Annotated in this window: 15 protein-coding genes and 3 pseudogenes; 10 read left to right on the top strand and 8 right to left on the bottom strand. The window is 58.7% G+C overall.

Annotated elements, in window-relative coordinates; genetic code table 11:
* Window positions 1-4: 4 nt before the first annotated feature.
* Window positions 5-1,114 (top strand): dihydrolipoamide acetyltransferase family protein, encoded by a 1,110-nt coding sequence (locus tag AC07UI_RS25765; RefSeq protein WP_494995136.1) that lies wholly within the window; start codon window positions 5-7, stop codon window positions 1,112-1,114.
* Window positions 1,115-1,329: 215 nt separating this feature from the next.
* On the opposite strand, the pseudogene AC07UI_RS25760 reads toward AC07UI_RS25765, so the two are convergent.
* Window positions 1,330-1,569: pseudogene (locus AC07UI_RS25760) on the bottom strand (YebG family protein); the annotation flags it as partial.
* A gap of 359 nt (window positions 1,570-1,928) precedes the next feature.
* Between AC07UI_RS25760 and AC07UI_RS25755 the strand changes: the two are divergent.
* Window positions 1,929-2,429 (top strand): phosphate-starvation-inducible protein PsiE, encoded by a 501-nt coding sequence (locus AC07UI_RS25755; RefSeq protein ID WP_494995135.1) that lies wholly within the window; start codon window positions 1,929-1,931, stop codon window positions 2,427-2,429.
* On the opposite strand, the gene AC07UI_RS25750 is transcribed toward AC07UI_RS25755, so the two are convergent.
* From AC07UI_RS25750 to AC07UI_RS25740, 3 genes and pseudogenes are all read right to left on the bottom strand, one after another.
* Complete coding sequence (locus AC07UI_RS25750; protein ID WP_494995134.1) at window positions 2,426-2,755, bottom strand: DUF3509 domain-containing protein; 330 nt, start codon at window positions 2,753-2,755, stop codon at window positions 2,426-2,428. The genes AC07UI_RS25755 and AC07UI_RS25750 overlap by 4 nt on opposite strands.
* A gap of 216 nt (window positions 2,756-2,971) precedes the next feature.
* Window positions 2,972-3,094, bottom strand: a pseudogene (locus tag AC07UI_RS25745) (HAAAP family serine/threonine permease); the annotation flags it as partial.
* A 67-nt stretch (window positions 3,095-3,161) separates the two neighbouring features.
* Window positions 3,162-3,676 (bottom strand): annotated as a pseudogene (locus tag AC07UI_RS25740) (L-serine ammonia-lyase, iron-sulfur-dependent, subunit alpha); the annotation flags it as partial.
* A gap of 282 nt (window positions 3,677-3,958) precedes the next feature.
* Here AC07UI_RS25740 and AC07UI_RS25735 point away from each other — a divergent pair.
* Window positions 3,959-4,366: an HPF/RaiA family ribosome-associated protein gene (locus AC07UI_RS25735; RefSeq protein WP_494995133.1), complete on the top strand. Its 408-nt coding sequence runs from the start codon at window positions 3,959-3,961 to the stop codon at window positions 4,364-4,366.
* A 213-nt stretch (window positions 4,367-4,579) separates the two neighbouring features.
* On the opposite strand, the gene AC07UI_RS25730 is transcribed toward AC07UI_RS25735, so the two are convergent.
* From AC07UI_RS25730 to AC07UI_RS25720, 3 genes are read right to left on the bottom strand one after another with little or no spacing between them, the layout of a single operon-like run.
* A complete protein-coding gene (locus AC07UI_RS25730) occupies window positions 4,580-5,332 on the bottom strand; it encodes an SDR family NAD(P)-dependent oxidoreductase (protein WP_494995132.1) in 753 nt (250 codons plus the stop codon).
* A gap of 22 nt (window positions 5,333-5,354) precedes the next feature.
* Window positions 5,355-6,140: a sulfite exporter TauE/SafE family protein gene (locus tag AC07UI_RS25725; protein WP_494995131.1), complete on the bottom strand. Its 786-nt coding sequence runs from the start codon at window positions 6,138-6,140 to the stop codon at window positions 5,355-5,357.
* A 30-nt stretch (window positions 6,141-6,170) separates the two neighbouring features.
* Window positions 6,171-7,196: a TauD/TfdA family dioxygenase gene (locus AC07UI_RS25720; RefSeq protein ID WP_494995130.1), complete on the bottom strand. Its 1,026-nt coding sequence runs from the start codon at window positions 7,194-7,196 to the stop codon at window positions 6,171-6,173.
* Window positions 7,197-7,750: 554 nt separating this feature from the next.
* Between AC07UI_RS25720 and AC07UI_RS25715 the strand changes: the two genes are divergently transcribed.
* The 6 genes from AC07UI_RS25715 (at window position 7,751) to AC07UI_RS25690 (ending at window position 14,504) form a co-directional block, all read left to right on the top strand.
* Entirely contained in the window at window positions 7,751-9,139 is a 1,389-nt protein-coding gene (locus tag AC07UI_RS25715; protein ID WP_494995129.1) for an aminotransferase-like domain-containing protein, read from the top strand.
* Window positions 9,140-9,288: 149 nt separating this feature from the next.
* Window positions 9,289-9,864 (top strand): RNA polymerase sigma factor, encoded by a 576-nt coding sequence (locus tag AC07UI_RS25710; RefSeq protein WP_494995128.1) that lies wholly within the window; start codon window positions 9,289-9,291, stop codon window positions 9,862-9,864.
* On the top strand, window positions 9,864-10,850 hold the full coding sequence (locus AC07UI_RS25705) for a FecR family protein (protein ID WP_494995127.1): 987 nt from the start codon (window positions 9,864-9,866) through the stop codon (window positions 10,848-10,850). Before AC07UI_RS25710 ends, AC07UI_RS25705 begins: the two co-directional genes overlap by 1 nt.
* Window positions 10,851-11,026: 176 nt before the next feature.
* Entirely contained in the window at window positions 11,027-13,465 is a 2,439-nt protein-coding gene (locus AC07UI_RS25700) for a TonB-dependent siderophore receptor (RefSeq protein WP_494995126.1), read from the top strand.
* A complete protein-coding gene (locus AC07UI_RS25695) occupies window positions 13,465-13,866 on the top strand; it encodes a YncE family protein (protein WP_494995125.1) in 402 nt (133 codons plus the stop codon). The genes AC07UI_RS25700 and AC07UI_RS25695 overlap by 1 nt, the downstream gene beginning before the upstream one ends.
* A complete protein-coding gene (locus tag AC07UI_RS25690; RefSeq protein ID WP_494995124.1) occupies window positions 13,839-14,504 on the top strand; it encodes a YncE family protein in 666 nt (221 codons plus the stop codon). The genes AC07UI_RS25695 and AC07UI_RS25690 overlap by 28 nt, the downstream gene beginning before the upstream one ends.
* Window positions 14,505-14,557: 53 nt before the next feature.
* Here AC07UI_RS25690 and AC07UI_RS25685 read toward each other — a convergent pair whose 3' ends face one another.
* Entirely contained in the window at window positions 14,558-15,433 is an 876-nt protein-coding gene (locus tag AC07UI_RS25685; protein ID WP_494995123.1) for a helix-turn-helix domain-containing protein, read from the bottom strand.
* A gap of 138 nt (window positions 15,434-15,571) precedes the next feature.
* On the opposite strand from AC07UI_RS25685, the gene AC07UI_RS25680 reads away from it, so the two are divergent.
* Window positions 15,572-16,474, top strand: a complete 903-nt coding sequence (locus tag AC07UI_RS25680) for a DMT family transporter (protein WP_494995122.1) — start codon at window positions 15,572-15,574, stop codon at window positions 16,472-16,474.
* Window positions 16,475-16,579: the final 105 nt, after the last annotated feature.

The raw sequence follows: 16,579 nt of genomic DNA, 5'->3' as shown, positions 1-16,579 counted from the left end.
AGCGATGAAATATTTCAAACTGCCCGATCTGGGCGAAGGTCTGCAGGAAGCGGAGATTGTCGAGTGGCACGTCAAGGTCGGCGATACGGTGAAAGCCGATCAACTGCTGGTCTCGGTGGAAACCGCCAAGGCCCTGGTGGATATCCCCGCGCCCTATGACGGTGTGGTGGCAAAAACCTACGGCGGCGAAGGCGACATCCTGCATGTTGGCGAGCCCTTGCTTGGCTATGAAGGCGAAGCGGATGCGGGCACCGTGGTCGGGCGCCTCGAAGGCGGCGGCAACAGCCAGGACGATCAGTTTTTCGTCGGTGCCGCGCCCTCGACCCGTGAACACATGGCTACTCGCGCCACCCCGGCGGTGCGGCAACTGGCACGGCAACTGGGCGTCGACTTGAGTGCGCTGAGCGGTTCCGGCGCTGATGGCTTGATCACCCGCAGCGATGTCGAGAACGCGTCCCAGACCGAGCGCGAAAAATTCGGCGGCGATAAGCTGCGTGGCGTACGTCGCAGCATGGCGTTGAACATGGCCAGGTCCCACGCTGAAGTGGTGCCGGTGACAATCTTCGGTGATGCCGATTTGCATCGCTGGGGGCACGCCAGGGATCCGTTGATTCGTCTGGCCAAGGCCATGGCCGCCGCTTGTGCGGTGGAGCCAGTGCTCAACAGTGCGTTCGATGGCAAGTCGCTGTCGATCAAGCAGCACGAAACACTCGACCTGGGGATCGCCGTGGACACACCGGACGGCTTGTTCGTGCCGGTGCTGCGTGACGTGGGCAATCGTAAATCGGCAGACCTGAAAGAGGGCATGAGTCGTTTGCGAGCGGACGTGCAGGCTCGCTCGATACCGCCCAAGGAGATGATGGGCGCGACCCTGACGCTGTCCAATTTCGGCACCTTGTTCGGACGTTATGCCAACCCGGTGGTGGTGCCGCCGCAAGTGGCAATCCTCGCTGCCGGCGGGATTCGCGACGAACCGGTGGCGGTGAACGGCAAGGTGGCGGTGCATCCGGTGCTACCGCTGTCATTGACCTTCGATCACCGGGCAGTCACGGGAGGCGAAGCGGCGCGCTTCTTCAAGGCGTTGGTCGAGGCTCTGGAAAAGCCTGAGGATTAGACTTTTCATTCGCCCATGAAAAAGGCCCTGAGCCATTTGACTCAGGGCCTATTCAATTCGGGCGTTGCTTACTTGGCGGACTTGGCGGTTTTCGCGGGCTTAACGGGTTCAGCTGCTTTAGTCGCTTCAGTCGCTTCAGTTGTTTCAACCACTTCAACCACTTCAACCACTTCAACCACTTCAACCGATTCAGTTACTTCAGCCGGCACGTTGAGCAACTCGGACAGTGCATCCGGTTGGCTCTTGAATGCCCTGGCGAACACATCGCGGTTTTTCGCCATGTAGATCCCGGCTTCTTCCACTTGCTGTTCGGTCAGCGACGGAACCGCTTTTTGCAACACTTCAGCCAGCAACTCAGCCAGTTCGAGCATTTTGTCATGACGGTCAGCTTCGGCTTTATCCATGAACAAGCGCTCCAGATCTCGGCTGCTGCGGTATACCACTTCGACGGCCATTCACCACCTCACATGCCTTTACGATAGTTGTCTTGGCGACTACTGTATTTTTATACAGCTAAAAGGATAAGCGAATCCCTGCGCTTTGGGTAGTGGCTTTTTAATGTAGCCGGGATTTTGGGTTTGTCAGGTAAACCGAGGTGCCTCATTCGCGGGCAAGCCTCGCTCCTGCAGGTACTGCGTTCATGTAGGAGCGAGGCTTGCCCGCGATATGGCGCCGGTACAGGTGCCGCAGAAAAGTGCCTCATATTACCCCGTCACCATCTCACTTCTCAGGCTCTGGCCTTTTTTCTGCATGCAGAGAAACCGTCACGTCAAACCCGCATGATCTGGTCGAACCGACCTAAGGAAATACCATCGTGAAAATCAATTGGGCCGAGAACCTTCGCCAAAATGTCCATCAGCTGGCCGAGTCGCTGGGCAATCTGTTCGTCGAAACGTTCCACTACCTGGCGCTGTTCGCCATTGGTGCGGTGACGGCCTGGGCGGCGGTGATAGAATTCTTGCAGATGATCGAGGCGGGTCACATCAAGATCGATGACATTCTGCTGCTGTTCATCTACCTCGAACTGGGGGCGATGGTCGGGATTTACTTCAAGACCAACCACATGCCAGTGCGCTTCCTGATCTACGTGGCGATCACCGCGCTGACCCGCCTGCTGATTTCCAATGTCTCCCACCACAATCCGCCAGACGTTGGCATTATTTATCTGTGCGGCGGGATTCTGCTGCTGGCATTTTCGATTCTGGTGGTGCGCTACGCCTCGTCGCAGTTCCCCTCGGTGAAGATTGCAAACCCGCAGCGCAAAGCCGGTGCGGGTTCCAGCGAACATTCGGAAATCGAGGAGGGCGAGCGTTAATTCCGCATTGCCAGAGGGGGCTGACCGCCCGGCCAGCTCTTGCGTGGAGGAGATGGAAGTTTGAGGTTGTCGCTGTCGGTCATCGCCTCGAGAATTGCCATGGCGCTGTGGCCCTGTTCGATGGCAATGCCGAACTGAATACTTTGCACCAGTCGTTTCAGGCGCTGCGGGTCGTTGCGTTGCTCGATGCTGATCATGCGTTTGGCCACCACACGGCCAGCGTTGGAAAGGGTCAGCATGATGCTGCCGTCGAGCCCTTGAATGCTCAGATTGACCTGATAATGCGGGGCAAAGGCATCGGTAATGATCTGAAAAGGATTGTCCATAATGCGTCACCGCGTGATTGGATCTTGCAGTCATTGACCGGTCGTGATCGGGATTGGTTCGTACTTCCAGACCATCGGCAGGCCGTTCGCTGAGGTTTCATAAGTCCATTTTCCTCCTGACCGACAAAGCAAAGGGCATGCCGGGAAAATCGTCAGACAATAGACCGGCAATAAAAAGGCGGGCTCACGGGCCCGCCTTTCAAAACACTGCCCGTTTCAGGGCATGAACGAGAAGATGATCGCCGAAAGCGCCACCAAACCGATCACGACCACGAACAGGTTCGACAGCTGCCCGGAGTACTGGTGCAGCGCCGGCACCCGGCGAATCGCATACATCGGTCATCAGTATCGCCTAATTATTGTTTTTACTGGGGCTCACGGAAAAAGGACGGTTAAGGAGTGCTCGTCAGCATTCCACCCAGCTCACCGCCAGGCCGCCCCGTGAAGTTTCTTTGTATTTGTCATGCATGTCGGCGCCGGTATCGCGCATGGTGCGGATCACCCGGTCCAGGGAAATGAAGTGTTTGCCATCGCCGCGCAGGGCCATTTGGGTGGCGTTGATCGCCTTCACCGCGGCAATTGCATTGCGCTCGATGCACGGCACTTGAACCAGCCCGCCGACCGGGTCGCAGGTCAGCCCCAGGTTGTGTTGCAGACCAATTTCGGCGGCGTTTTCCAGTTGCTCCGGGGGGACGCCGAGGACATCGGCGAGTCCGGCCGCGGCCATCGCACAGGCAGAACCGATTTCACCTGACAGCCGACTTCAGCACCGGAAATCGAGGCGTTTTTCTTGCACAGAATCCCCACCGCTGCCGCGCCGAGGAAGAACGCTCTGACATCGTCATCGCAGGCTTCGGGATTGAACTTCATGTAGTAATGCAGCACTGCGGGGATGATTCCAGCGGCGCCGGCGGGCGGTGCATGACTGGCTGGTAGAGGAGGCGGGGATTTTTCGCAGCATGCACCCGTTAGGCGAGGGGCAATTGTGAAAAATGGGGAGGGAGAGCCGAGGCGACCCAACTCCCGACATTAACAGCGCTTTTGCGTGTTGTCCGGCTTTTTTTGTGAATGAAAATTTATCTTTTTTTAGGGGTTGAATTGTTCTGCGCGCAGCCCGACTCTGTAAGCAAGAGGTCACGGTCATCACGCCTCAAGGCGTTGCCGGGGAACCTCTCGCGAGCTAGCTGAAATAAGGGATGAACTATGCAAATCCAAGTCAATAGCGATAACCATATTCAAAGCAGCATCCGACTGGAGGAGTGGGTACGTACTACCATTGAGAGCACGCTCGAACGTTATGAAGAAGACCTGACACGGGTCGAGGTTCACCTGCGGGACGAGAACGGCGACAAACCGGGTCCCCACGATATGCGCTGCCAGCTTGAAGCGCGGCCAAAAGGCCATCAACCGATTTCGGTCACCCATAAAGCCGATACGCTGGACCAGGCGATCGAAGGTGCAGCCACCAAGCTTGAGCACGCGCTGGAGCATCTGTTCGGCAAACTGCGCGGTAAACGCGCCACCGTGACGCCAATCCAGACTGGCGCTCATGCAGATGCGCTGCTTGAAGAAGAGTTTCTGGAAAATGAACAGGCCGCGCTCAATAGCTGACGCCTGACATACCTTTACCACCCCAATGAAAACGGGCCTGCGATCGCAGGCCCGTTTTGTTTTTGGCAATTGGTGCCTGACTCTTGATCGTTCCCACGCTCCGCGTGGGAATGCAGCCCGTGACGCTCCGCGTCACAGCCAAAGTGGACGCAGAGCGTCCAGTGAGGCATTCCCACGCAGAGCGTGGGGACGATCAACGCCGATGCAAAAACCTCAAAGATTGCGTGCGATGCTCAAGGCCGAATAGGTTTGGGCGACGGGCATGATTTCGATGGAGTTGATGTTCATGTGTTCCGGTTGCTGGGCAATCCATGCCACGGTATTGGCCAAATCCTGCGGCAGGATGGCGTCGACGTCCTTGTACAGTGCCGCGACCGCTTCCAGGTTGCCATCCAGGCGCACCACGGAGAAATCCGTCCCCGAGCAAAGCCCCGGTTCGATATTGGTCACGCGCACTTTTGTCCCCGCAAGGTCTGCCCGCAGGTTCAGGCTGAACTGCTTGACGAAGGCTTTGCTGGCGCCATACACGTTGCCGCCGGGGTAGGGGTAAGTACCGGCAATTGAGCCGATGTTGATGATCAGGCCGGTATTGGCTTCGACCATGGCGGGTAGAATCTTGTGCGTGACCATCGTCAACCCGGTGATGTTGGTTGCGATCATCCGCTCCCAGTTCTGTGCGTCGGCGTTCTGTGCCCGTTCGATGCCCAGAGCCAGACCGGCATTGTTCACCAATACATCAATCTGCAAAGACGAATCACGAATGGTTTCGATGGCTGCATCCAGCGATGCCGGATCCGTGACATCCAGGGTCAGGGGAATGAAGTTCTCTCCCAATTCCTGCTCAAGTTCCGCCAGCTTGTCAGTGCGGCGTGCGCCACCAATGACGCAATAACCGTCAGCAATCAGTTTACGGCAGATGGCTTTGCCGAACCCGGCGGATGCGCCGGTTACAAATGCGGTTTTCATGGTGTTCTCCCGTTGAAAAAAATCAGGCCAGGTACTTCACGCCAAGGCTGGCGAACAGACAGAGCATCGACAGCACCAGCACTTGGCGCACCACCTCGTTACCCTTGCGGATCGCCAGGGCACTGCCCACGTGATTACCCAGGATGTTGCACAGCACCAGTGGCAGTGCCAGCAGATAGACGACTTTGCCGGCCATGACGAAAGCCACCAGTGCACCGATATTCGAGGCGAAGTTGAAGGTTTTGGAATTGGCGGAGCTCGATACCAGATCCATCTTCAGCAGGTAATGAAAGGCGATGATGAACATGCTGCCGGTGCCTGGCCCAAAGAAGCCGTCGTAGAAACCGATCACCAGGCAGGTCAGCGGGACCACGGTGTAGAGCACCCGATTGCTCAGGGTGTGTTCTTCGACGGGGCGATCTTTGGGGGTCAGGAAAATCAGGATGCCGATCGGAATCAGCGCGAGGATGATTTTTCCCACGGTTTCCTGAGAGATTGAAATGATCAGGTGCGCCCCGAGGTAGGCACCCAACAGCGAAAACGGTACCCCGACCAGTGCCACTTTCCAGACCATTTTGCTGTTGGCCAGAAAGTTTCTGATGGCGGCGATCGTACCCAGGGTGCTGACCAGCTTTTCCTGACCGAGCGCGACCTGAGGCGGCAACCCGACCAACAGGAAACCCGGCACCAGAAACAACCCGCCACCACCGGCGATGCTGTCGACAAAGCCTGCAACAAAGGCGATAGATCCCAGCATCAGGATCGCAAATATCCAGTGTTCAGCCCAAAAAGATCCCAGCAATTCCATGGTGATACCTGACGAGTGTGAGTTGAAAAATCAAGAAAGGACTTCGTACAGATGATCGGCGCGGGTGAAGCGCACCCGGTTCAAATCGTTGACGGCGAACAGGCGCATCAACCAGCGATCGGCGCCGTCGTTCTGCGGTTCGAAACCATCGCGGGCATGCAGCACACGCTGATTTTTAAAGATCATGAAGTCGCCCGGCAGGAGCAGATGTGGCTCATCGAATTGCCGCGATTCCACCAGGGTTTTCAGGGCATTGAGCGCGCATTGCGCCTGGGTGTTCATGGCATAGGTGTTTTCGCAGTCGAAGCGGCACAGCCATTCACCGGACGAGCCACGCACCAGTACCGGCAAGTTGGCCGTGGTGCGGCGATTGCTGGCGAAGGAATCGGGACGTCTGATCTCGAACTGCGGCAACGTCAGTGCGTGGACGGTTTGCGTCGGCAGGGCTGCAACGAGATCGTCGACGTTGACCAGTGTGGTGTTGATCCGCGGGTCGCAACGCATGCCGAAGAACGACAGGTATTCCGGGCAGCAGGACACCGCGTCGACGTTTTCCGCAGAGAGTGGAAGGTCAGGATTGTCCACGTGATAAGAGAAGCGCAGCTTCGAACCATGGGAGCTTTTCTGGGTGCCCGAGGCGCGTGCCGGAATCACGTGACGGAACAGTCGTCCATCGTTCTCGCCTTCGTACACCACCGGGTTGATGCCCAGCAGGCTGTGCATCGACAGGCTCACCAGGCAAGCCACTGGTGTGCTTTTCGGGCTGAGCACGCCTGAGTAAGGCGTCGGCGGAATATCGCGGTCTCGGGGGCAGTTCCTGATGATCAGCGAGCTCAGCTGTTGGTCTTCGACGAATGAGCGGATTTGCTGGGTCAGTGATGAGCCGAGAACATCCTGGGCCTGTTCCTTGAGCTGAAAGTAGATGTCCTTGTTGGCTTCGAAGTCGAGCGGCGTGTGGTTCAGTACGGCCTGCCATGCGCTGGAAATGACCCATGGCAATCTGATTTCCAGCTTGGTGACAGCCTCGGCGGCGAGCTTTAAATTTGCGCTTTCCATTTCCAGTGAAACCCCATGTTCCGATGCTTGGTGCCGTTAGATTTCGTGCGACGCTGGCAGGCGTGCACGACATTATGATTTTGCCGGTGGCGTCTGTCGGAGCGCGGCCGGGTGTTCGTATCGACTCACGGGGTGCATGGAATGCGCCTCTTGATTGAGTCGATGTAATAATTGTAATTACAAAAATTAAATCGATTCAATTTATTTCTTTGGGGCGATCTACCGCAGCATCGCAAAATGATGTTTAACGTGATGATTAAAAAGGGATTTTTCCGACGGAATTTTATTTTTGAATTCCAGCGCTCTGAGCGCTCAGGCGAAGATTTTATTGGGCATCGCTAAACGACTTGCGCCTGAATATCAGGCCGTGATGCGGGATCAGTAGCAGTGAGTCCACTCATGGGCGCGCCCGCTTTCAGGCATTTTTCAACAGATGTTTTTCTAGGGGTGTAATCGTATTAATAGGTGAATATTGATTCGATTGTGGTGCGATTACTCTTATTGAATTTTTCATGTTAGGCTTTCGCGTTCATGCAATTTCTGGTGTTGTCCCTATGTGGGTTCCTCAATACAGCGGCCAAGCACAACCGGTCTATCTGATGATCGCCGACGCCATCGAGCGCGACATCGTCGCCTCCAGACTCGAGCCAGGCGATCGGCTCCCAACCCTCAAAGAACTGGCTGAAATCCTGAAAGTCACGCCGGGCACCATCGGCCGCGCCTACGATGAAGCGGGCAAGCGCGGGTTGGTGATTGGCGAGGTGGGGCGCGGTACGTTCGTGCTGCACAAGAAAGTCTCGAGTGCAGAGCCGCGCGTGCTGAAGAGTCCCGGGAGCAAGGCCGTGACCGGGCAGATCGATCTTTCGATCATCAAACCCAACGATGCCGGAATGACCGACTGGTTACGCGGCTCGATCGTCGAACTGGCGCAGTCGCCGGACCTGGGGCGCATCCTCGATTACACCACTGATGGTGGTCATGCCGTTCACAAAGAGGCCGGTGCCGCCTGGGTGCAACGCAGCTTGCCGGACGCCAACTGGCAGCAGATCGTGCTGACCGCTGGCGCGCAACATGGTTTGTTGGTCGCCATCAGCAGCCTGTCGACCAGTGATGACGTCATTCTCTGCGAAGAGTATTGCTATCCCGGCATCATCTCCCTGGCCCATAGCCTTGGCCGTCGTTTGAAAGGTGTTCGGGTTGACGAATTCGGACTGGTGCCGGAGTCGTTTCGCGCCCTGTGTGCCGAGCACCGGCCGGCCTTGTTGATCTGCGTAACGACCCACCAGAACCCGACCAACTCGATCATGCCGGATGAGCGACGGGCGCAGATTGCGCAGATCGCCCGTGAGTTCGACGTGTTCATCGTCGACGACGACATCTATGGTTTTCTCGAAACCCGTAACGTCCACAAGCCGCTATCGGCTTACGCCCCCGAGCGCTCCATCTACCTGACCAGCCTGTCCAAAAGCATCTTGCCGGCGCTGCGTATCGGTTACCTCTATGCGCCTGCGGAGACCTTGTCGCGGTTGTCTTCGATGGTGCGCAGCAGTGTCTGGATGCCGTCGCCGTTGATGGCGCAACTGGCGAGCAACCTGATCAACAGCGGCATGGGCGCAGGTCTGGTGAAAGTGCAGCAGGATGAAGCTGCGGTGCGGCAGAAAATGGCGCTGGAAATTCTGGGCGCTTATGACATTCGCAGTCAGACCAACAGTTTCCATATCTGGCTTGAGTTGCCGGAGCCCTGGACCAGCGACGAGTTCGCCAATCTGGCGCGGGCCAATGGCGTGACTGTGGTCAGTGGCAGCCAGTTCCTGGCGCAACGCACGGCGTCGACCCGTGGTGTGCGGATTGCCCTGATGACTCCCACTCGCGACGAATTGGGCTTTGCCCTGACCAAGCTGGCCAGTCTGTTGGCGGCGCCGGAGCCGCGGTTGTTCTACTGACTGACAGGTCTGCGCTTGCGCATTTGTGGCTGCCTCGTCGATGTCTTTTGCGTATGAGAATATTTATCATTAATATTGGCGTTTTGTTGAACCACGAACTAGTGCGGCTGCTTGAGACCATTGCGCAGCACTAGTTGAGCCAGCTATCAATGATCACTACGCCCCCCGAATCCCAGGACGCCGACAGCGCTGAAGCGTTGGGCGGCCGCGCGCATTTCCTGCAGGTGTTTCTATCGCAGCGCCCGCAGATGGAAGCGCTGGTCAGTCGCCGGGTAGGTTGCCGGGCGACCGCGGCGGATCTGGTGCAGGACTTGTTCCTGCGTTTCTGGCGTCGGCCCCTGGTGCAGGTTGAAGAGCTCAGTACCTATTTATTGCGCTGTGCCGGCAACATCGCCATCGATCATTTACGCAGCGAAGGTGCGCGGGGGCGGGTCAACGAAGGTTGGCTGCCGGAGCAACAGGACAATCAAGGCACCGAACCGCAAGCGGCGCTGGAAGCCAGCAATGACCTGCGCCACGTCGAAGCGGCGTTACGCAGTTTGCCGGAGCGCACGCGGCAGATCTTTCTGCTCAACCGCATTCACGGCCGCAAGTACGCTGAGATTGCCAAGGCCATGGGGCTGTCTCAAAGCACCGTCGAAAAACATATGATGCGCGCCCTCGATGCTTGCAAGGCAAGCCTGCGGGAGCCCTCGACACCACGTACGCCAGGGAAAGCACCGTGATGAACACCGCAAGCGTCACCCCGACGCCCGCCCAGGAACAGGCCGCGCTGGCCTGGCTGAGCCTGTTGCATGACCAGCCGAGCAGTGGCGATCAGGCTACGTTCAGGCGCTGGTTGCAGGCCGATCCAGCCCATGTCGAGGCTTATGCCCAGGCTCAGGTGGTCTGGGAGTTGAGTGAAGCGCCAGCGAGCAAGCTGGCACAGGAAGAGGCCTTTGCCTTGCAGGGTTATCTCAACGCCATGAACCGTTCCGGGCGCACTTCGCTGCGACGCTGGTCTGGCGCGTTGGCGATGGCCGCCTGTTTGTTGTTGATGATTTCCCTGGGCGCCGGTTGGCAGCCCTCGCGCTGGATCGATGATTTGGGCGCGGATTATGTCTCGGCGCCTGGCGAAGTGCGTACCGTCACCCTTGCCGATCAATCGCAAGTCACCCTGGATGCCGACAGCGCCATCGCCGTTGATTTCAGCCGGGGAAAGCGGCATATCCAGCTGCGTCGCGGCGCCGGGTTTTTCAGCGTGACCCATACCGGCGAACCGTTCGTCGTTGAAGCCAACGGTGGTGAGGCGCGAGTGCTCGGCACCCAGTTCGAAGTGCGGCTGCAATCGACGGGCGCGCAGGTGACGGTACTGTCCGGGCGGGTGGGCGTCAGCGCGAGCAAAGACGCCGCACAACAGGTGCTCGGCGCCGGTCAGCAAGTGGTCTATGCCTCGGGCGCTGCCGGCAGTTTGCATTCGGTCGACAGCGAAGCGCAGCTTGCCTGGCGCCAGGGCTGGCTGAATTACTACAAGGCACCGCTGGCCGACGTGGTCAAAGACCTGAGGCGCTATTACCCGGGGCGGATTGTTCTGCTCAATGATGAACTGGCTGCCCGCCGGGTCAGTGGCAGCTTTCCCAGCAAGGATGCGCAGCTGGTGTTGAATTCCCTGCAAGGCGTTTTGGGCTTTGAGCAGCACAGTGTGTTGGGGCGTCTGATTATTTTGCGTTGAAGCCTCCTGGCAGAAAATCGTTCCCACGCGGTGCGTGGGAACGATCTCCACAATCTCCAATCTCGGACCTGAAAATATTTTCACATTTTTCGTGAGGTAAACCCGGGCGACATCCGTGTAGTGCTTGAAAGTGCGATTCATTCGCATCCGTAGCGTTCTACACACAGGTCATGAGCATGAAGTCCAGGGCAAGGTCGGCGGCAAGCGGTTCGGTAAAACAATGGCTCGGTGCATCTGCGCTGGCTGTTTCGGGTTTGGCCCTGTTGCCGCTAAGTGTGGCGTTGGCCGCGGATACCGTCGGTGCGCAACACAGTGCACTGTTCAACTTCGCGATCGCGGCCAAACCGCTGCCCCAGGCGCTGAGCGACTTCAGCCGGGTCACGGGCATCAGTGTGGTCTACACCGATGAAGCGCCCTATGGCCTCCAGGCGCCGGCCGTCAGCGGTCAGCTGAGTGCCGTGCAGGCCATGCAGCGCTTGTTGAGCCATTCCGGGTTCACCTTCCGCCAAACCGACGCCCACACCCTGGCTCTCGAACCGCTGCCTACTGAAGGCACGTTGAATCTGGGCGCGACCACCATCACCTCGTCCGAACAGCAACCGATGAGCTATCAGCCGCCGCCCACCAGTTCGGTGATGCGCTCCCAGGCGTTGCTGCAAGAAATTCCACAGACCGTCAACGTGATCCCGGCCCAGGTCATTCGCGATCAGGCGCCACGCAATCTGGATGACGCGCTGGCGAACGTCAGCGGCATCACTCAGGGCAACACGCTGGGCAGTACTCAAGACTCGGTGATGACCCGCGGTTTTGGCGACAACCGCAACGGTTCGATCATGCGTGACGGTATGCCAGTCGTGCAGGGCCGAGGCTTGAACGCCTCGGTGGATCGCGTCGAAGTGCTCAAAGGGCCGGCTTCGCTGCTCTATGGCATTCAGGACCCGGGCGGTGTGGTGAACATGGTCAGCAAGAAGCCCGAGCTTGAGCAATACAACGCATTGACCCTACGCGGTTCGACCTATGGCTCCGGTAAGAACGGCAGCGGTGGCAGCCTCGACAGCACGGGTGCGCTGGGAGATTCGGGGCTGGCTTACCGGATGGTCCTGGACCATGAAGACGAAGATTACTGGCGCAATTTCGGCACCCACCGCGAGTCCCTGATCGCGCCGTCCCTGGCCTGGTTCGGTGAAAGCACCAAACTGTTGTTCGCCTATGAACACCGCGAATTCCTCTCGCCGTTCGACCGTGGCACCGCCATCGATCCCAACACCAATCACCCGCTGGACATTCCCCGTGGCCGGCGTCTGGACGAACCGTTCAACAATATGGAAGGGCGCTCGGACCTGTATCACTTCGAAGCCGACCACGACCTGAACGACAACTGGAAAGCCCACTTCGGCTACAGCTGGAACCGTGAAACCTACGACGCCAGTCAGGTCCGGATCACCGCCATCGACACTAAAAAAGGCACGCTGACCCGCAGCATGGATGGCACCCGGGGCGCCATCAGTACCGATCGCTTCGCCACCGCCAGCCTCGATGGCAAGGTCGATGTGGCCGGCATGCAGCATGACCTGGTGTTTGGCCTGGACGATGAATACCGCAAAATTTATCGTTCCGACCTGATCCGCCAGAAGAGTCAGACAACCTTCAGCTACGTCAACCCGGTCTATGGTCGTGAAGTCGAAGGCAGCACTGTCAGCCCGGCCGACAGTGCCCAGACCGATTTGCTGCGCAGCGATTCGTTGTTCATGCAGGACTCGATTCACCTCACCGACCAGTGGATTCTGGTGGGCGGTGCGCGCTTGCAGGAGTACGACCAGTTCGCCGGCAAAGGTCGACCATTCAAGGCCAACACCGACGGCAACGGGCAGAAATGGGTGCCGCGTGCAGGCCTGGTGTACCGCTACACCGATGAGTTGTCGTTCTACGGCAGCTACACCGAGTCGTTCAAGCCCAACTCGACCATCGCACCGTTGAGCGGCAGCGCGGTGGTGCTCGATGGCAGCATCGCGCCAGAAGAGGCCAAGTCCTGGGAGCTGGGTGCCAAGCTCGACATAGCGGGCCGTGTGACCGGCAACATCGCGCTGTTCGACATCAAGAAACGCAACGTGCTGGTGGCCAACTCCGAAGGTTTGACGACGATTTACAGCACCGCCGGGGAAGTGCGCTCCCGAGGTCTGGAACTGGACATGAGCGGTCAGTTGAGTGATCGCTGGAGCATGATCGGCAGCTATGCCTACACCGATGCCGAAGTCACCGAAGACCCGGACTACAAGGGTAAACGTCTGCAAAACGTGGCGAAAAACAGCGGCTCGCTGTCAGCGGTCTATGACTTCGGCACGATCGTTGGCGGTGACCAGTTGCGGGTGGGTGCAGGCGCGCGTTATGTCGGCGAGCGGGCCGGTAACGCGGCGAATGATTTCGACCTGCCGGGCTACACCGTGGCCGATGCCTTTGCCACCTACGACACCCGGGTCGAAGGTCAGAAGGTCAAGTTCCAGCTCAACGTGAAGAACCTCTTCGACCGCACTTACTACACCTCGGCTGTCAGCCGGTTCTTTGTGTCGATGGGTGATTCGCGGCAGGTGTCGTTGTCCAGCACCCTGGAGTTTTGATGAAGCGCATGAGCCTGTTGTTTCTGGCGTTTGCTTTGAGCAATGCGGCACTGGCCGCCGCGCCGCAGGATGCCCGGCTGTATCACCGCGAGCAGCAGGTGATGTTGCCGGGGTCGGGGGACAGCTGGGGGTTCGCCGCGCTCGATCCCGCGCGACCGTATCTGTTTCTCGCGCGTCGGGAGAACGGCCTGAGCGTGTTCGATGTGGATAAACAGCGTCTATTGAAAACCGTAGAAGGCACCGAGGGGGCCAACGGTGTGGTGTTCGTTGCGCCGTTGAACCGCTTGTTCGTGCTCAACACCGACGGCAGTCTGGGGGTGATCGAGTTATCCACACTGCGGCTGCTGAAAAGGATTCCCGTCGCGCAAAGCCGGTGTACGACCCTCAAAGCGGGCAGGTGATTATCGTCAGCGGTCGGCGTGCCAATCGCTCGACGTTGTTCGTGTTCGATCCCAAACAGGAACGTATCACCGCCGCCCATGAGCTAGACGTCAAGAAGATCGATCCGCTGTTGCTCAAGGGCGATGGCAGTTTCTTTTTGCCCATGCGCGATGAAGGCAAAGTGGCGCGGTTTTCGACCAGCACCTTCGAGATCCTCGATACCTGGCAATTTGCTGGTTGCCCACGCCCCAGCGCCTTGGCGCAGGACACTGAGCGCCAGCGTTTGTTTGTGGCTTGTCGAGGCGACACGCCGCAGCTGATTGTTGCTGATCGGGTGAGCGGCGCCATCAAGGCCAGTCTGCCGATTACCCGTGATGTGAATGCCTTGGCCTATGACGCGGATAATCGCCGGTTACTGATTCCCAGTGGTGTCGATGCCAACCTGAGCGTTGTCGATCAATTCGACGCTGACCATTACGCCCTTCGAGGCAGCGTCAGCACGCAACCGATGGCGTACAACATGGCCTTCGATCCGTTGAGCAAAAAGGTCTACCTGCCGGCGATGAACTTTACTCAACCCGCGCTGGGCAAGAGTGAGCCCAAGCCCGATCCGCTGTTTCATGCCGATACTTTTTCAGTGATGACGCTGGCGCCTTGAGTTTTTTGCGCCGGAATGATTGTGCGGGAAAGTCCTTCTTCACTCGCAAAAAGCTAGCGCAAAAACGCCTGCCGATATTCCCCCGGCGTTCCACCCACCGCTTGCCGAAAGCGGTTGGTGAAATGGCTGGCGCTGGCAAAACCACAGGCCAGAGCTATCTCGCCCAGCGGCTGCGAAGTCGTGCGTAGCAATTGCCGCGCATGAGTCAGACGCCGCGCCAACACGTATTGATGAGGCGGCAAGCCAAAGCTTTCACGGAACATGCGGGCGAAGTGGTATTCCGACAGCGCACACAAACCTGCCAGTTGACCAAGGCTGATCGGCTCGGCCAATTGGTTGTCGACGTACTCCACCAGTTGCCGTCGTTGGTGCGCGGCCAATCCACCTTTGAGGCGCAAGCCCTGACGCATGCCGACCTGGCTGAGCAGGGTATGGCTGAGCAGCTCGTGGGCCAGGCTGCTGGTCAGCAGGCGTTCGCCGGGTTCGTTCCAGTTCAGCTGGATCAACTGGCGAAATCGCCGGGCCTGCGTCGGGTCGTCGAGGAAGGTGCTTTCCTGCAATTGCAGCTCGCGGGGTTCGCGGTCCAGCAGCGTGACGCAACCGAGCGCGAATTGCTCCGGGCTGAAGTACAGGTGAGCCAGGCGGATTTCGCCGTTGATCACCCAGGCGGACTGGTGTTCGGCGGGCAAGATGCAGAGTTTGTCCGGACCACCCTTGGTGCCGGGATGTTCCCGGCGAAAGGTCCCGGTGCCACCGGCGATGTAGCAGGACAAGGTGTGGTGGCTCGGCGCCTGGTAGTCCTGGGCGTCGTGATGGTTGCTCCACAGGGCTGCAGCCATGCCGTCACCGAGCTCGGCGCTGTGCTCCAGACGAGCATTGGGCGAGCGGTTCAAGGCTTGAAAGACTTGCAGGTTTTCCAGTGTGGGCATGATCGTTTTCTCCAACGCTTTGCATCCTACTCCGTAGCCTGCGCGCTGTGAGCCCGCGATCTGACAAAAGCGCAAGTTTATGCAAGCGCGTCCAGGCTTGCGGTCTGAGACTGGTAGCCATACTCAGGAGTCCTCGCCATGAACATCACCTTGTACCTGCTCACTGTCCTGATCTGGGGCACCACCTGGATTGCTCTGAAGCTGCAATTGGGCGTAGTGGCGATTCCGGTGTCGATCGTCTATCGCTTCGGTCTGGCGGCGCTGGTGCTGTTCGTCATACTGCTGCTCAGCCGTCGCCTGCAAGTCATGAACCGGCGCGGGCACCTGATCTGCCTGGCGCAGGGCTTGTGCCTGTTCTGTGTGAACTTCATGTGCTTTCTGTACGCCAGCCAATGGATTCCCAGCGGCCTGGTCGCCGTGGTGTTTTCCACGGCGACGTTGTGGAATGCCTTGAATGCCCGGGTGTTCTTCGGCCAGAAAGTCGCGCGTAACGTGTTGATGGGCGGCACTCTGGGCCTGCTGGGTTTGGGCTTTTTGTTCTGGCCAGAACTGGTCGGCCACACGGCCAGTCCGCAAACCTTGCTCGGTCTGGGTCTGGCGCTGCTGGGGACCATGTGCTTCTCGGCCGGCAACATGCTTTCGAGCCTGCAACAAAAGGCCGGTCTCAAACCATTGACCACCAACGCCTGGGGCATGACCTACGGGGCTGCGATGCTGTCGCTTTACTGTCTGGTCAAAGGCATTCCCTTCGACGTGGAATGGAGCACGCGCTACATCGGTTCGTTGCTGTATCTGGTGATTCCGGGCTCGGTGATCGGCTTCACCGCCTACCTGACGCTGGTCGGGCGCATGGGCCCGGAGCGGGCCGCGTATTGCACCGTGTTGTTCCCGGTGGTGGCGCTGAACGTTTCGGCGTTCGCTGAGGGCTACCAGTGGACCGCACCGGCGCTGGCCGGGTTGGTGCTGGTGATGCTGGGCAACGTACTGGTGTTTCGCAAGCCCAGGCCGCTGGCGGCGACGGCCCCCGGCAAACTGGCCTGACCCGTTTTTGTAGGAGCGAAGCTTGCTCGCGATGAACGATGACGCGGTGTGACAGGTAAACCGCGTTGACCGCATCGCGAGCAAGCTTCGCTCCTACAGAAGACC

It is taken from the genome of Pseudomonas sp. GW821-FHT04C07 (assembly GCF_059420325.1).
Note: the sequence above shows the minus strand (reverse complement) of the source record. Positions and strands in the feature narration are given on the sequence as shown.

Coding starts and splice junctions, on each gene's coding strand:
- AC07UI_RS25700 (WP_494995126.1), top strand. CDS start 11,027: ATGAAGTCCAGGGCAAGGTCGGCGGCAAGCGGTTCGGTAAAACAATGG.
- AC07UI_RS25735 (WP_494995133.1), top strand. CDS start 3,959: ATGCAAATCCAAGTCAATAGCGATAACCATATTCAAAGCAGCATCCGA.
- AC07UI_RS25705 (WP_494995127.1), top strand. CDS start 9,864: ATGAACACCGCAAGCGTCACCCCGACGCCCGCCCAGGAACAGGCCGCG.
- AC07UI_RS25695 (WP_494995125.1), top strand. CDS start 13,465: ATGAAGCGCATGAGCCTGTTGTTTCTGGCGTTTGCTTTGAGCAATGCG.
- AC07UI_RS25765 (WP_494995136.1), top strand. CDS start 5: ATGAAATATTTCAAACTGCCCGATCTGGGCGAAGGTCTGCAGGAAGCG.
- AC07UI_RS25730 (WP_494995132.1), bottom strand. CDS start 5,332: ATGAAAACCGCATTTGTAACCGGCGCATCCGCCGGGTTCGGCAAAGCC.
- AC07UI_RS25680 (WP_494995122.1), top strand. CDS start 15,572: ATGAACATCACCTTGTACCTGCTCACTGTCCTGATCTGGGGCACCACC.
- AC07UI_RS25710 (WP_494995128.1), top strand. CDS start 9,289: ATGATCACTACGCCCCCCGAATCCCAGGACGCCGACAGCGCTGAAGCG.
- AC07UI_RS25715 (WP_494995129.1), top strand. CDS start 7,751: ATGTGGGTTCCTCAATACAGCGGCCAAGCACAACCGGTCTATCTGATG.
- AC07UI_RS25685 (WP_494995123.1), bottom strand. CDS start 15,433: ATGCCCACACTGGAAAACCTGCAAGTCTTTCAAGCCTTGAACCGCTCG.
- AC07UI_RS25750 (WP_494995134.1), bottom strand. CDS start 2,755: ATGGACAATCCTTTTCAGATCATTACCGATGCCTTTGCCCCGCATTAT.
- AC07UI_RS25725 (WP_494995131.1), bottom strand. CDS start 6,140: ATGGAATTGCTGGGATCTTTTTGGGCTGAACACTGGATATTTGCGATC.
- AC07UI_RS25720 (WP_494995130.1), bottom strand. CDS start 7,196: ATGGAAAGCGCAAATTTAAAGCTCGCCGCCGAGGCTGTCACCAAGCTG.